The sequence below is a fragment of the Reyranella sp. genome, from assembly GCF_004297405.1.
GTDB lineage: Bacteria > Pseudomonadota > Alphaproteobacteria > Reyranellales > Reyranellaceae > Reyranella.
This window is the reverse complement of record NZ_SCVC01000042.1, coordinates 173,823-187,478: the sequence shown is the minus strand read 5'-3', so window position 1 is coordinate 187,478 and position 13,656 is coordinate 173,823. Positions and strand designations below refer to the sequence as shown.

Genomic DNA, 13,656 nt, shown 5'->3' with positions numbered 1-13,656 from the left:
GGCTACTCCATCTCGATGTTGGCGGCCTTGGCGATGCGGTTCCACCGCACGCTCTCGCGCTGAATGAAATCAGTGAACGCGGCCCGGCTTTCCAGTTCGACGCGCGCGCCCTGGCTGAGCCACAGGCGCCGGACGTCGTCACTGACGAGTGCGGCTTGCACGGCACCGTGCAGCCGATCGAGAATCTCGTCAGGCGTTCGCCGTGGCGCGAACAGACCAAACCAGGTCGTCATCCGGAACTCGGCAAGGCCCGCCTCGTGCATGGTGGGCACCCCTGGCAGCAAGGCATCGCGGCGACGATTAGCGATCGCAAGCGCGCGCAGCTTGCCGGAGTTTACGTAGCTTGCGACCGGACTGAGCAACACGAAGGCAGCTGCGATCTGGCCGGCCAGCAGATCCTGGAGCATCGGCGCGCCGCCGCGATAGGGCACGTGGTTGAGTTCGATCCCGGCTCGATCCTCGAACAGACCGATGGCCAGGTGAGTGACGGTGCCTAGGCCTGCCGAACCAATATCGATCGAGCCCGGCTTCGCCTTGGCCGCCGAGATGAAGCTTGCGAGATCGCGGACATCGAGGTGCGCGGGATTGACCACCAGCACATAGGGCACCCGCCCGAAGGCAGCGACCGGCGCGAAATCGCGTGTGAAGTCGAAGCCGGCCTTCGGATAAACGGCTGGCGCGTAGATGAGGCCGGTATCGCCGACCAGCAACGTGTATCCGTCTGGCGCCGCTCGCGCTGCCACGGCCGTGCCGATCGTGCCACCGGCGCCAGGCCTGTTCTCGATCACCATCGACTGGCCGAGGCGATCACTCACCCGCACGGCGATGGGACGGGCGAACATGTCTGAACCGCCGCCAGCCGGAAAGGGCACAATCCACGAGACAGGCCGCGTCGGCCAGCCTGCGCCACGCGCTCCCCCTGCCGCTGCTCCAATGCCGGCTGCCGCCAACGCCATCAGCGCGGTGCGCCGCGAGATCCGGTTCATGTCGTCCCACCCATGCGGCCGGGAGCTTAACGGCACGGTCGAGCCGTCGCTACCGTCCCGTCTGCCGATGAGGTAGGCTTTCCAGGTTGGCCGCTACGGCGGCCAGACCAAAGAAGAAGTTTTGGAGGAAACATCGGGAGGCATCAATGCACCGTCTCAAGGGCATGGCCATCGCTGCCGTCGTGGTAGCCAGCGTAGTTGCGTGGTCGGGTAGTGCGTTCGCCCAGGCGAAGATCGTCGATGGGCCGGAAGTGAGATGGAAGCTGGGCGCCTGGGGCAAGCCGCGCGCTGCCACCCAGAATGTCGAGACGCTGCGCAAGTTCCTCGACGAACGCACCGGCGGCAAGTTCAAGATCCAGATCGGCTATGAGAGTTTCGGCAATCCGAAGGAACTGCTCGACCTCCTGAAGATCGGCAGCCTGGACGCCACCAACATCTGCGCCTCCTACCATCCGGAAAAACTGCCGGTCTATTCGGCGCTCGATCTTCCTTTCCTGCCGATCCCGGACACGACGGTGCAGGAAAAGGTTCACAATGCCTTCCACAAGCACCCGCTGGTGCTGAAGGAGTTCGCTGGCTGGAATGCGATCCCCTACATGTCGGCCTTGCTGCCCAACAACGAGTTCGTCGGCCGCGGCAAGGCGCCGAAGACGGTCGAGGACTTCAAGGGGATGCGCGTGCGTGCGCTCGCCGGCATCGGCGAAGCCATGCGCAAACTCGGCGCCGTGCCGACCTCGGTCGACGCAACGGAGGTCTATACCTCGCTCGAACGCGGCACGGTTGACGCCGCTGCCTTTCCCTCGACCTACGCGCACCAGTCGTACCGGACCTATGAGGTCGGCAAGTGGTTCACCGAGAACATGATGCTGGGTTCGGTTGGCTGCCCGACCCTGATCCATGTCGACCGCTACGCCGAGCTGCCACCGCAATACAAGGCACTTCTCGAGGAGGCCCGTGAACTGGGCCATGCGGCAGTCAAGAAGGCCTATGCCGAGGCCGACGACAAGAACATCCCGCTGTTCAAGAAGAAACTCACCTTCCTCAAGTTCACACCAGACGAGTTGGCTGCCTTCCGAAAGGCCGGCGCTGATCCGGTCTGGGAGGAGTGGGTCGTGAAGCGCGAAGCCCAAGGCATCCCCGGGCGCGAGCTGCTCAACTTCCTGTTGAAGCAGGCCGGAGTTGAACCGAAGTCGTAGGCGATCAGCCTGCCGCTTCCAGAATGAAGGTAACGATCTCGGGAAAGGCCGTCAGGCAGGCGATGGTGATGATATCGGCAATGATGAAAGGCCAGATACCTCGGAAGATATCAGCGACCGAGATGTCTGGCCGCACGCCGTTTACCACGAAGACGACCAGCCCGACAGGCGGTGACAGAGTGGCGATTCCGTTCAGCTTCACCAGGATGATGCCGAACCAGATCGGATCGTAGCCCAGCGCCTCGACAACGGGGAAAACGACCGGGAGCGTCAGCAGGAACATGCCGACGCCCTCCAGGATCGTGCCGAGGATTAAATAGATCGCATAAATCGCGAGCAGGATCGCCAGTGGCGGCACGTTGAGGCTGGTGACCCAGGTCGCAAGCTGCTCAGGCAGGCCTGCGAAGCCCAGGAAGCGCACGAAGATCAACACGCCCCATATGACCGTGAAGATCACGGCCGTGAGCCGCGCCGTCTCGAGTAACGCACCGCGCAGCTCGGGCCATTTCATGCCATTCATCAGCGCGATGACAAAGACGCAGAGTGCGCCCAACGCTCCCGCTTCAGTCGGCGTCGCCCAGCCGAACAGCATCGAATAGAAGATGATGGCGATCACCAGCACGATGGGCAGCGTGCCGGGCAGCGACTTGAAGCGTTGCGGCCAGGTATAACCGCGGATCGGCTGGCCATAGCTCGGGTTGCGCCAGCACATCACCAGGATGATCGCGGTATAGACGAAGGCCGAAAAGATCCCGGGCGCGAAGCCTGCGACCAGCAGCTTACCGACCGACTGTTCGGTAATGATGCCGTAGACCACCAGGAGCGCGCTGGGTGGGATCAGTGAATCGAGCGTGGCGCCGGCCGCGACGACACCGGCCGCCAGCCGCTTGTTGTAACCGGCTTTCAGCATCTCGGGGATCGCCACCTTGGCGAAGACGGCCGCGGCCGCGGTGTTGGCGCCCGAGACGGCAGAGAAGCCCGCGACGGCATAGACCGTAGCGATTGCCAGACCGCCCGGCAGCCAACCCAGCCAGCGTCGCGCCGCCTCGAAAGCAGCCTGCGTGATGCCGGCGTAGTAGGCGAGGTAGCCGATCAGGATGAACATCGGCAGGACGCTCAGCGTGTAGTTCACGACCGAGGCATGCGGCACGACGCCGGCGGTCTGCAGGCCGGGACCGAAGCCTGTCAGGACGGCGAGCCCGAAGGCGCCGACGACGGCGGCGGCGAAGGCAATGCGCACGCCTATCACGCAGAGAGCGATCAGCAGAGCACAGCCCAGGATGCCCAGGGTCAGCGGTTCGACGCTCATGGCCGCTTCTCCCCTGCCGTTTTCTCTTCTCGACCCAGCGCTTCCTGGATCTCGTTCTGCGCCTGCACCTCGATGGTCTCGATCACCGGGACCGCGATCGGCGCAGCATTGGGAAAGCGGATCAGCCGTGCATAGTCGGCCGCCTGCAGGGCAAGCCGCACCCACAGGACCGCCAGCACGAAGGGCACCAGCAGCTTGGTCGGCCAGACCGGCAACTTGATGTCGATCGTCGAGTCACCGAGCTGGTAGGCGCGCAGGAAGTTCTGCCAGGTCGAGTCGATCAGGGTGGTGATGGCAAGCATGGCCACCAGGACCGCGAACAGCTCCATCGACCAGAGGAAGCGCAGCGAGAAGCCACGCAGCAGCAGGTCCATGCGGATATGGGCGCCGACCCGCTGGGCATAGGAGATGCCCAGGAAGGCGAACAACGCGCTCGCCTGCTCCATGTAGTCGATATAGCCGTAGATGGCGGTGTTGAAGGCGGTGCGCCCGATGATCTGGAAGACACCGACAAACATCAGGAAGAAGATCGCCGCGGCCGCGATCAGGTTCATCCCATCTTCGAGCCGCGACCAATAGCGGTGCGCTACCGCCAAGGCGGTCGTCCCGTCTCCCGGCATGCTCTCCTCCCCCGCCTGCAGCCGCCCGTATTCGGGTCGTCAGTGCTGCAGGCATGGGTAGAGGCTAGTCCGCCCCGGGTTTTCGTTCAATCCGCACGGTAAGCGCGAGAAAGTTCACTGCGGTTCGATCTTCGCGAGCTTGATGTATTTGGTCCAATCCTCGCGTTCTTTGGCCACGAAGGCATCGCATTGCTCGATGGTCCAATCCTTCGGCGGCGGGATGAAGCCGAGTTGCTTCACACGCTCCAGAATCGCCGGCTCGTAGATCGCATCCATGATCAGGCGGTTCAGCTTCTTCTTGATGTCATCGGGCGTCTCCTTGCGCACGGAAAAGCACGAGTAGGCAATGATCACATAGCTCGGATAGGTTTCGGCGATCGCGGGAACATCGGGGAAGAGCGGCGAGCGCTCCTTCGAAGTGACGGCCAACGCGCGCACATAACCCGAGCGGACATAGCTCTCGCCCACCACCTGGTCAGGGAACACGCAGTCGACACGGCCCGCGTTGAGATCCTGGATCGAAGCAACGGCGTCGCGATAGGCGACTTCCTCGAACTTCACGCCGGTCGTGACCTCGAACAGCGCCGCGGGAACGCGCGATGAGGCGTTGCCATAGCCGGAGAAGAGCGGCTTGGGCTGCTTCTTGGCGTATTCGACGAACTCCTTCACCGTCTTGTACGGCGCGTCTGGCTTCACCAGCATGAAGTTGCCGGTAGCCCCGTTGACGGCGACCGTCGTGAAGTCCGACGGATCGTAGGTCATCGTCTTGTAGAGGCTGGGATTGGCGCCCAGCGTGCTGGTCGAGCCGAGCAGGATCGTATAGCCGTCGGCCGGTGCATTCTTGACCTGCGTGGTCCCGATCATGCCGGTGGCGCCGGGCTTGTTCTCGACGACGAAAGGCTTGCCCGTCATGGTCTCGAGCTGCTTGCCGATCAGGCGTGAGATGATATCGGTCGAACCGCCCGGCCCGAAGGGCACCAAAATCTTCACCAGCCGGTTGGGATAGGCTTCCTGCGCTGCCGCCGTTGCGCCGAGACCGGCCACGAGTGGAACGCCGGCAAGGCCTGCGAGGAGATCTCTGCGCTTCATCAGTCTGCACCCCCAAGGAAAGACGGCACCGATATAGGTCGTGGCGAGCAAAAGGCGAGCGGCCGATTGTCCGTCGTTCCGAAGGGCGAGGAGTTTCGCAAAAGAAAGCCCTCCTCCGATCGCTCGGAGAAGGGCTTCGTTTCGTCGAAGTCGGTCGGGCCTACATGCCGAGCTGGCTGATGAACTTGGTGTTGAGGTAGGCCTCGAGCGCCTCGATGCCGCCCTCGGAGCCATAGCCCGAGTCCTTCATGCCGCCGAACGGCACTTCCGGCAGCGCCAGGCCATGGTGGTTGATCGAAACCATGCCGCTTTCGAAAGCAGCGCCGACCTTGGTCATGGTCTTGCTGTTCGTGGTGTAGGCGTAGGCCGCGAGGCCCCATGGCAGACGGTTGGCTTCCTTCATCACGCCGTCGAAATCCTTGAACGGCGAGATCGGCGCCAGCGGGCCGAACGGCTCGTCGTTCATGATCTTGGCGTCGAGCGGCACGTCGGTCAGGACGGTCGGCTCGTAGAAGTAGCCCTTGTTGCCCTTACGCTGGCCGCCGGTCTGGACCTTGGCGCCCTTCGCGATGGCGTCGCTCACGAAGCCGTCGATGGCATGGAGGCGGCGCTCGGCAACGAGCGGACCCATGCGGGTGTCGGCGTCGAGGCCGTTACCGACCTTCAGGTTCTTGGCGTAGGCCGTAAACTTCTCGACGAACTCCGGATAGACCTTCTCGTGCACCAGGAAGCGGGTCGGCGCGACGCAGACCTGCCCGGCATTACGGAACTTGTTGGCGCCCAGGATGTTCACTGCTTGATCGACATCGGCGTCCTCGAACACGATGGCCGGCGAATGGCCGCCCAGTTCCATGGTGACGCGCTTCATGTGCGCGCCGGCCAGGGCCGCGAGCTGCTTTCCGACCGGCGTCGAGCCCGTGAAGGTCACCTTCTTGATGATCGGATGCGGGATCAGATACTCGCTGATCTCCGACGGCACGCCGTAGACGAGCTGGATGACGCCCGCCGGCACGCCGGCATCGACGAAGGCCTTGATGAGTTGGGCGCACGAGCCGGGCGTGTCTTCCGGACCCTTGACGATGATCGAGCAGCCCGTGGCCAGCGCGGCCGAGGCCTTGCGCACCACCTGGTTGATCGGGAAGTTCCACGGCGTGAAGGCGGCGACCGGACCGACCGGCTCCTTCGTCACGAGCTGGTACACATTCTCGAAGCGCGCCGGAACGATGCGGCCATAGGTGCGGCGACCTTCCTCGGCCATCCACTCGATGATGTCGGCGGCGAGCATGGTCTCACCCTTGGCCTCGATCACCGGCTTGCCCTGCTCCAAGGTCATGATCGGCGCGATCTCGTCGGCGCGCTGGCGCATCAGCTCGGCGGCCTTGCGCATGATCTTGTAGCGGTCGAACGGCGAGACCTTGCGCCACTGCTGGAAGCCCTTCTCGGCGGCGGCGAGCGCGCGATCGAGATCGCTCTTCTCGGCATGCGCGACCTGGCCGATCACTTCTTCCGTCGCCGGGTTGATGACCGGAATCGTCCGGCCGTTAGCGCCTTTGGTCCAGGCGCCGTCGATCATCAAGGATACGTCGCTATAGCTCGTCATTGTTTCTCCTCCGTCTCTCTAACTTCCGCGATAGGTCGAATAGCTCCAGGGCGTGCAGAGCAGCGGCACGTGATAATGCCCCTCCGGCTCGGCAATGGAAAAGCGCAAAGGCACGATATCGAGAAACGGCGGGTCGCTTTGCTCAATGCCCCTGCTGCGGAAGTGGTCACCAACCGCAAACTGCAGTTCATATCGGCCGATCGGCAGCGGCCGATTGCCGATCAGCGGCGCATCGGTGCGGCCATCCGCGTTGGTCACTGCGGTCGCGATCAGATGTGCCTGCTTGCCGGCAAATTCGTAGAGCTCGACGGCGATGCCGACCGCTGGCCGACCTGCATGTGTGTCGAGAACATGCGTGCTGAGGCGTCCATTGACCCTGGGCATACCCTCGCCCGTCACCTTGGCCGCCATACGCAACCGCGTGATGAAGAAGATCTCCTGCAGGGCCGTGGCGAATTCGCCGGCTGCGTCGTGGCGCAGCCGGCGCTCGAACTGGTCGAGGGTCGAATCGCGTGTGTGTCGACGCACGCAGACGATGAAGGGAAAGCCGAACTTCGCCTTATAGGCATCATTCAGGCGATGGAACCGCTGAAAATCCATCTCCGACAAGGAATCGAGGCCAACGCTTGCCTGCTCGCGCCGCGAATCATCTGTGAGCGTACCGGCGCGGGCCGCCTTGCCGGCCAGATCGGGATGTCCGCGCAGGAACTTGAGCTGACGCTCACGCGGCGCGGCACGCACGACGCCCATCATGGCTTCATGCAAGGCCGTCACGCTGGCGAAGGGTCGCTTCGAGGCCACCGTCTCCGCCACCCAGGGTGCCAACTCGAACGTCTCGCCAACGGCCGCGCAAAAATCTGCGGAAGCCGCATGGTTGAGGTCGGCGAGCGTATGCATCATGCCGGCCGACCTAGCACGGCGGCCGGTCCGTCTCTATAGTCCGGCCAGCAAATTCAAAGGGAGGAGCCGCAATGACCGGCCGCAACACATTCACCCGCCGTCGCTTCGGACAGGCGACCTTGGCCGGTACCGCGCTCCTTGGGGCGCCGCTGCCGATCCGTCAGGCGTTGGCACAGGGCGGACCGGCCAACCTCAAGGTTGGATTGCTGCTGCCGACGTCGGGCCTTCAGGCGCAGATCGGCCAGGCTTGCCGCCGTGGCGCCGACGTCGCCAACGAGGTGTTCGCCGACATGAAGATGCCGGTGAAGATCGACATCGTGAATTACGACACCGAGACCAAGCCCGACGTGGCGCGCACGCAGGCCGAGAAGGCGATCGATGCCGGCTGCCACATGCTGGTCGGTGCCTTCGACTCCGGCCAGACCATCGCCATCGCCCAGGTCTGCGAACAGCGCGGCGTGCCGCTGATCGTGAACATCGCGGCAGCGCCGCAGATCACGGAGCAGGGCTACAAGTTCGTTGTGCGTAACTTCCCGACGGCGCCGATGCTGATCACCGGCGCGCTGGCGCTGCACAAGGAGATCTTCAAGGTCTCGGGCAAGACGCCGAAGACGGCGGTGCTGATGAGCGTGAACGACACGTTCGGCACGTCGATGATCAACGGCATCAAGGCGCTCTTCCCCAAGCTCGACATGCCCTACGAGCTGGTCGACACGATCAGCTACGATCCAGCGGCCAAGGACCTCGCCGTCGAAGTCGGCAAGGCCAAGGCGACCAAGGCCGAGCTGCTGCTGCCGGTGAGCCGCCTCAACGACGCCAAGCTCCTCGTGCAGGAGATGGTGAAGCAGCGCTGGGAGCCGATGGGTGTCCTGAACCCGGGCGCGCCTGGCCTCTACGAGCAGGACTTCCTGAAGACGATGGGCAAGTACGGCGAGTTCATGATCTCGAACGTGCCGTGGCTTGACCCGAAGTCGGCCATGACCCAGTCGCTGGAGAAGCGCCACGCCGCCAAATATCCCAACGACCAGCTCGACCTGAACGGCGGCTTCACCTTCGAAGGCATCCTGATCGCCGCCCACGCCTGGCTCACCGCCAAGTCGACCAAGCCGGGTGACCTGATGGAAGCCCTGCGCAAGAGCAAGATCGACCAGCACGTCATGATCGGAGGGCCGATCCAGTTCGACGCCAAGGGCCAGAACGTCAACATCAAGGCCTCGGCGGTCGAGAACCTGAAGCGCAAGCCCACCGTCGTCCTGCCGCTCGAGTCCGCGGCTGCCCCGCTGGTCTTCCCGATGCCCAGCTGGAACGACAAGCGGCGCACCTAGCACTTTGACGTCCGACTTTCTTCTCTCGCTCGCCCAGGCGATCACCAAGGGCCTGTTGACCGGTATGGTCTACGGGCTGATGGCGCTTGGCCTGTCGGTGATCTTCGGCGTCATGCGCGTGGTCAACTTCGCGCATGGCGAGCTGATGGTCGTCGGCATGTACCTCGCCTGGATGGGCTTCGAATATCTGCAGGTCTCGCCGATGCTGAGCCTGCCGCTGATCGCCGCCGTCTTCTTCGTTGCAGGGTATGCCCTGCAGCGCGGCGTCATCTCGCCCTTCATCGGCCGGCCCGAGCATCAGCAGTTCCTGCTGCTGCTGGCGATCGCCATCCTTCTGGTCAACGCCTGCCTTGCCATCGCTGGCCCCGATTCGCGGGGCGTGCAGATGGAGTCGCAGTTCGATTCTTACGAACTCGGCCCCCTGGTGTTCGACGCCGTGCGCCTGCATGCGGCGCTGGTTGCGGTCGCGATTGCTGGCCTTCTCTGGCTCTTCTTCACCCGCACGCGCATCGGTAAATCGATCCGCGCCGCCGCTGACAATCACATGGGCGCCCTCGTCGTCGGCCTGGACGTGAAGCGTCTCTACGCCTTCACGTTCGGTGTCGGCGCCGCCTGCGTGGGTGCCGCCGGCGCACTGATGATCACCATCATCCCGGTGACGCCCTTCCTCGCCGCTGAGTACACGTTGCTCGCCTTCGTGATCGTGATCGTGGGCGGACTCGGCAGCATGACCGGCGCGCTGCTGGGCGGCCTGCTGATCGGCGTCAGCGAGGCCGTGGCCGGCCTCCTGCTGCAGCCCTCCCTCAAGAGCATGGTGAGCTTCGGCATCCTGATCCTGGTGCTGCTGCTCCGGCCGCAGGGCCTGCTCGGCAAGAACAGCCAATGAACCTGCTACGCCGCCTGACCGATGGCGTGCCCTCGCGTGCGCTCTGGTGTCTTGGCCTGCTGCTCGTGGGCTTGCTGGTCGCGCCGGCCGTTCTCGGCAAATACGGCCTCTCCGTCCTGATCCTGATCCTCTACTTCGCCTATGTCGGTCAGGCCTGGAACATCATGATGGGCTTCGCCGGCCAGCTTTCGCTGGGCCATGCTCTCTATGCCGGGCTCGGTGGCTATATCGCGGCCGGCCTCTTCTTCCACTATGGCATCGGCCCGTGGGCTGGGCTGTTCGTCGCCGTTGCGGCGGCGTCCGCAGCCGGTGCAGTTGTCGGCTATCTCGGCTTCCGTTTCTCCCTGGCCGGCGTCTACTTCGCGCTGCTCACCATCGCCTTCAGTGAATTCACCCGTATCGCCTTCGATCACTGGGGCTGGGTCGGTGGTTCGGGCGGCTTGTTCCTCAAGGTCGACGCCACCGTCAACCTGCTGAACCTGCGTGGCGGGCCGATCCTTTTCTACTACGTGATCCTGGCGCTCGCGGTCGGCGCATTCATCCTGTGCCGTCTCCTGTTGGAAAGCCGGCTCGGCCGCTACTGGCTCGCGATTCGCGAGGATGCGGAGGCGGCCCAGGCTGTCGGCGTGCCGGTGCTTCGCTGCAAGATGATCGCCGTGGTGATCTCGGCCGCGATGACGGCGCTGGCCGGTGTCTGGAACGCCTTCTACTACAACAACCTCTTCCCCGAGACGGCCTTCGCCATGGGCCGATCCATCGAATTCACCCTGGCGCCCATCATCGGCGGACTCGGTACGCTGTTCGGCCCGATCGTCGGCGCCGTCGTGCTGACCGGCCTCGGTGAGATCTTCACCGACCTCAGCGAAGTCTTCCATATCTCGGGCATCAAGCAGATCTTTTACGGCCTCGCCCTGCTGATCATCGTCATGTACCGCCCCGCTGGTGTCTGGCCATGGCTCGCCGACCGTTTCGGCTTCGGGGAGAAGCGGCGGTGAGCGGCGCGCACCTCGAACTTGCCGGCGTCGGCAAGAACTTCCGTGGATTGCGTGCGGTGCACGATGTCTCCTTCGCCGTGCCGGCCGGAGCGATCCACGCGCTGATCGGTCCGAACGGTGCAGGCAAGACCACGATCTTCAACATGATTGCCGGGGTTTACCGGCCGGATGCCGGCCAGGTGAACCTTGACGGCAAGAAGATCTCCGGCCTGCGCCCCGACCTCGTGTGCGATGCCGGCGTGGGCCGCACCTTCCAGATCGTGAAGCCCTTCAAGGGGCTGAGCGTGCTGGAGAACGTGACGGTTGGCGCCCTGCATCGGCGGCCGAACCTTACCGACGCCCGTGCTGCCGCCGCCGATATTCTGCAGGGGCTTGGCCTCCATGACCGGCGCAACCAGGCCGCGGAAAGCCTCACCCTGCCCGATCGCAAGCGCCTCGAAGTGGCGCGGGCTCTGGCGACCGAGCCCAAGTTGCTGCTGCTCGACGAGGTCATGGCGGGCCTGCGCCCGACCGAGGTCGATGTGATGGTCGCCTTTCTGCGCGACCTCAACGCACGCACCGGTCTCACCGTCCTGCTGATCGAGCATGTGATGCGCGCCGTGATGGCATTGGCGGCAGAAGTCGTTGTCGTGAGCTACGGCGAGAAGATCGCGCAAGGCACGCCGGCGGAGATCGCGCGCCATCAGGCCGTCCTCGACGTCTATCTCGGCGAGGAAGAAGCGTGAGCGGCCCCCTCCTGCAGGTCGATGGTATCGACCTCTACTATGGTGACGCCCAGGCTTTGGCCGGCGTCTCGCTCACCATCGCGACCGGCGAGATCGTGGCGATCGTCGGCGCCAACGGTGCGGGCAAGAGTTCCCTCATTCGCGCGATCCACGGCATCGAAAAGCCGGCGCAGGGCAAGATCCGTTTCGATGGTCAGGACATCACCGGCTGGCCTTCCTATCGTGTCTGCGAAGTCGGCATCGGTCATGTCGCCGAAGGGCGGCAGGTCTTCCCCAATCTTTCGGTACTAGAAAATCTCGAGATGGGCGCGACGCCCCGGCATGCGCGCGCCGCCGAGAAACAGACACTGGAACGGGTGTTCACCCTGTTCCCGCGGCTTGCCGAGCGACGCAAGCAGGCCGCCGGCACGCTCTCTGGCGGCGAGCAGCAGATGCTGGCGATCGGGCGCTGCCTGATGGGTCAACCACGGCTCATCATGTTCGACGAACCCTCGCTCGGCCTCGCCCCCACGATCGTGCAGGAAGTGTTCCGCATCGTCCGTCGTCTCAACGAGGAAGGTCTCACCATTCTGCTGGTCGAGCAGAATGTCATGGCGTCGCTCAAGATCGCCCATCGTGGCTATGTGCTGGAGAACGGCCGCATCGAGCTCGACGGGCCGGGCGCCGAGCTGTTGACCAACGATCGCGTGCGCCAAGCCTATCTCGGCCTCTAGGAAACATTGACGGCGCCGCCGCGGCGCTGCAATCCTCGCCCTTCCGGTACTTGCCGCTGTCGCGTGCGACGCGGGCTTGATCCGGGACGGCCCTGATCCTTCCTGACGACGGGAAAGACCATCCTCCCCGGCAATGATCGCCATTGGGGAGGATTGAAAGATGAATCGTCGCGACCTTTTGAAGGCTGGCGTTGCCGCCGGCGCGCTGGGCTTGGCACCACGCCTGGCCTCGGCGCAGGCCGTCACCTATGCCCCTGTTCCCAAAGGCTGGCGCAGCTACGTGCTCACCACCAAGGTCGAGCCGACGGCAGGCGCCACCAAGGCATGGATACCGCTGCCGACCTTTGAAGCCTCCGACTGGCAGCGGCCGGGCAATGTCACCTGGACAGGCAATGCGCGCGTTGCCGAACGCGTGCGCGATCCCAAGTATGGCACCGAGATGCTGCGGGTCGAATGGGCCGCCGATCAGTCGTCGCCCGTGATCGAAGTTACCGCACAGGTCCAGGCCCAGAATCGCTCGGTCGTGCCGGGCAAGGGCAACGCGCCTGCGCTGAGCGATGCCGAGCGCAAGCTGAACCTGATGCCGACCACCTTCCTGCCAACCGATGGCATCGTGAAGGAGACGGCCGACGAGATCGTGCGTGGCAAGCAGGGCGACGTCGCCAAGGCACGCGCGATCTACGACTGGGTGGTCGAAAATACCTTCCGCAATGCCAAGACCTTGGGCTGCGGCGTCGGCGACATTACGACCATGATCAAGACCGGCAACCTGAACGGCAAGTGTGCAGACCTGAATGCGCTCTATGTCGGTCTCGCCCGGTCAGCCGGTCTGCCGGCGCGCGATGTCTATGGCATCCGCGTGATGCCGTCGGAGTTCGGCTTCAAGGCGCTGGGCGCCGGCTCCGAGGTCGTTTCCAAGGCCCAGCATTGCCGCGCCGAGGTCTGGCTCGCAGGCTCCGGCTGGACCCCTGTCGATCCGGCCGACGTGCGCAAGGTGGTCCTCGAGGAACCACCGGCCAACCTCGCCATGACCGATCCGAAGGTCGTTGCTGCCCGTCGTGCCCTGTTCGGTTCCTGGGAAGGCAACTGGCTTGCCTACAATGTCGCGCACGATCTGAAGCTGCCGGGCTCCAAGGAGCCACCCATCGCCTTCCTGATGTACCCGCAGGCCGAGAACCGGTCGGGATTCCTCGATTCGCTCGATCCCGACAAGTTCCGCTACCGCATCACTGCACGCGAACTGACAGCGTAAAGTCTTTTCCGGTTCAAATGGGGAGGAAAGCGGTGGAGCCATTCCGCTCGACCGCTTTCC

Annotated in this window: 13 protein-coding genes; 7 read left to right on the top strand and 6 right to left on the bottom strand. The window is 64.1% G+C overall.

The genetic code is table 11. The features are described 5' to 3' along the window. Positions 1–2: 2 nt before the first annotated feature. Positions 3–986, bottom strand: a complete 984-nt coding sequence (locus tag EPO50_RS27065) for a tripartite tricarboxylate transporter substrate binding protein (RefSeq protein ID WP_296349410.1) — start codon at positions 984–986, stop codon at positions 3–5. Between the two features lie 146 nt (positions 987–1,132). On the opposite strand from EPO50_RS27065, the gene dctP reads away from it, so the two are divergent. After that, positions 1,133–2,182, top strand: coding sequence for a TRAP transporter substrate-binding protein DctP (gene dctP, locus EPO50_RS27060; protein WP_296349409.1), 1,050 nt, complete (start codon positions 1,133–1,135; stop codon positions 2,180–2,182). A 4-nt stretch (positions 2,183–2,186) separates the two neighbouring features. Here dctP and EPO50_RS27055 read toward each other — a convergent pair whose 3' ends face one another. From EPO50_RS27055 to uraD, 5 genes are all read right to left on the bottom strand, one after another. Then, entirely contained in the window at positions 2,187–3,491 is a 1,305-nt protein-coding gene (locus tag EPO50_RS27055) for a TRAP transporter large permease (RefSeq protein ID WP_296349408.1), read from the bottom strand. Next, positions 3,488–4,111 carry a TRAP transporter small permease subunit gene (locus EPO50_RS27050; RefSeq protein ID WP_296349406.1) on the bottom strand — a complete coding sequence of 208 codons (624 nt, stop codon included), beginning with the start codon at positions 4,109–4,111 and terminating at the stop codon, positions 3,488–3,490. The genes EPO50_RS27055 and EPO50_RS27050 overlap by 4 nt, the downstream gene beginning before the upstream one ends. A gap of 114 nt (positions 4,112–4,225) precedes the next feature. Continuing rightward, on the bottom strand, positions 4,226–5,200 hold the full coding sequence (locus EPO50_RS27045) for a tripartite tricarboxylate transporter substrate binding protein (RefSeq protein ID WP_296349404.1): 975 nt from the start codon (positions 5,198–5,200) through the stop codon (positions 4,226–4,228). A gap of 160 nt (positions 5,201–5,360) precedes the next feature. Further along, a complete protein-coding gene (locus EPO50_RS27040; RefSeq protein WP_296349403.1) occupies positions 5,361–6,800 on the bottom strand; it encodes an NAD-dependent succinate-semialdehyde dehydrogenase in 1,440 nt (479 codons plus the stop codon). A gap of 18 nt (positions 6,801–6,818) precedes the next feature. Continuing rightward, complete coding sequence (gene uraD, locus EPO50_RS27035; protein ID WP_296349401.1) at positions 6,819–7,700, bottom strand: 2-oxo-4-hydroxy-4-carboxy-5-ureidoimidazoline decarboxylase; 882 nt, start codon at positions 7,698–7,700, stop codon at positions 6,819–6,821. Between the two features lie 71 nt (positions 7,701–7,771). Here uraD and EPO50_RS27030 point away from each other — a divergent pair, with 71 nt between their 5' ends. The 6 genes from EPO50_RS27030 (at position 7,772) to EPO50_RS27005 (ending at position 13,596) form a co-directional block, all read left to right on the top strand. After that, positions 7,772–9,025 (top strand): ABC transporter substrate-binding protein, encoded by a 1,254-nt coding sequence (locus tag EPO50_RS27030; RefSeq protein WP_296349398.1) that lies wholly within the window; start codon positions 7,772–7,774, stop codon positions 9,023–9,025. Positions 9,026–9,029: 4 nt separating this feature from the next. Beyond that, positions 9,030–9,911 carry a branched-chain amino acid ABC transporter permease gene (locus EPO50_RS27025; protein ID WP_296349397.1) on the top strand — a complete coding sequence of 294 codons (882 nt, stop codon included), beginning with the start codon at positions 9,030–9,032 and terminating at the stop codon, positions 9,909–9,911. After that, positions 9,908–10,906 (top strand): branched-chain amino acid ABC transporter permease, encoded by a 999-nt coding sequence (locus EPO50_RS27020; RefSeq protein ID WP_296349395.1) that lies wholly within the window; start codon positions 9,908–9,910, stop codon positions 10,904–10,906. Before EPO50_RS27025 ends, EPO50_RS27020 begins: the two co-directional genes overlap by 4 nt. Continuing rightward, positions 10,903–11,631, top strand: coding sequence for an ABC transporter ATP-binding protein (locus EPO50_RS27015; protein WP_296349394.1), 729 nt, complete (start codon positions 10,903–10,905; stop codon positions 11,629–11,631). The genes EPO50_RS27020 and EPO50_RS27015 overlap by 4 nt, the downstream gene beginning before the upstream one ends. Next, complete coding sequence (locus EPO50_RS27010) at positions 11,628–12,344, top strand: ABC transporter ATP-binding protein (protein WP_296349391.1); 717 nt, start codon at positions 11,628–11,630, stop codon at positions 12,342–12,344. The genes EPO50_RS27015 and EPO50_RS27010 overlap by 4 nt, the downstream gene beginning before the upstream one ends. A 160-nt stretch (positions 12,345–12,504) precedes the next feature. Next, positions 12,505–13,596: a transglutaminase family protein gene (locus EPO50_RS27005; RefSeq protein ID WP_296349389.1), complete on the top strand. Its 1,092-nt coding sequence runs from the start codon at positions 12,505–12,507 to the stop codon at positions 13,594–13,596. Positions 13,597–13,656 lie beyond the last annotated feature (60 nt).

Excerpts from the sequence above, each read along its gene's own strand:
- uraD (WP_296349401.1), bottom strand. The coding sequence starts at position 7,700 with ATGATGCATACGCTCGCCGACCTCAACCATGCGGCTTCCGCAGATTTT.
- EPO50_RS27050 (WP_296349406.1), bottom strand. The coding sequence starts at position 4,111 with ATGCCGGGAGACGGGACGACCGCCTTGGCGGTAGCGCACCGCTATTGG.
- EPO50_RS27055 (WP_296349408.1), bottom strand. The coding sequence starts at position 3,491 with ATGAGCGTCGAACCGCTGACCCTGGGCATCCTGGGCTGTGCTCTGCTG.
- EPO50_RS27040 (WP_296349403.1), bottom strand. The coding sequence starts at position 6,800 with ATGACGAGCTATAGCGACGTATCCTTGATGATCGACGGCGCCTGGACC.
- EPO50_RS27045 (WP_296349404.1), bottom strand. The coding sequence starts at position 5,200 with ATGAAGCGCAGAGATCTCCTCGCAGGCCTTGCCGGCGTTCCACTCGTG.
- EPO50_RS27005 (WP_296349389.1), top strand. The coding sequence starts at position 12,505 with ATGAATCGTCGCGACCTTTTGAAGGCTGGCGTTGCCGCCGGCGCGCTG.
- EPO50_RS27030 (WP_296349398.1), top strand. The coding sequence starts at position 7,772 with ATGACCGGCCGCAACACATTCACCCGCCGTCGCTTCGGACAGGCGACC.
- EPO50_RS27020 (WP_296349395.1), top strand. The coding sequence starts at position 9,908 with ATGAACCTGCTACGCCGCCTGACCGATGGCGTGCCCTCGCGTGCGCTC.
- dctP (WP_296349409.1), top strand. The coding sequence starts at position 1,133 with ATGCACCGTCTCAAGGGCATGGCCATCGCTGCCGTCGTGGTAGCCAGC.
- EPO50_RS27065 (WP_296349410.1), bottom strand. The coding sequence starts at position 986 with ATGAACCGGATCTCGCGGCGCACCGCGCTGATGGCGTTGGCGGCAGCC.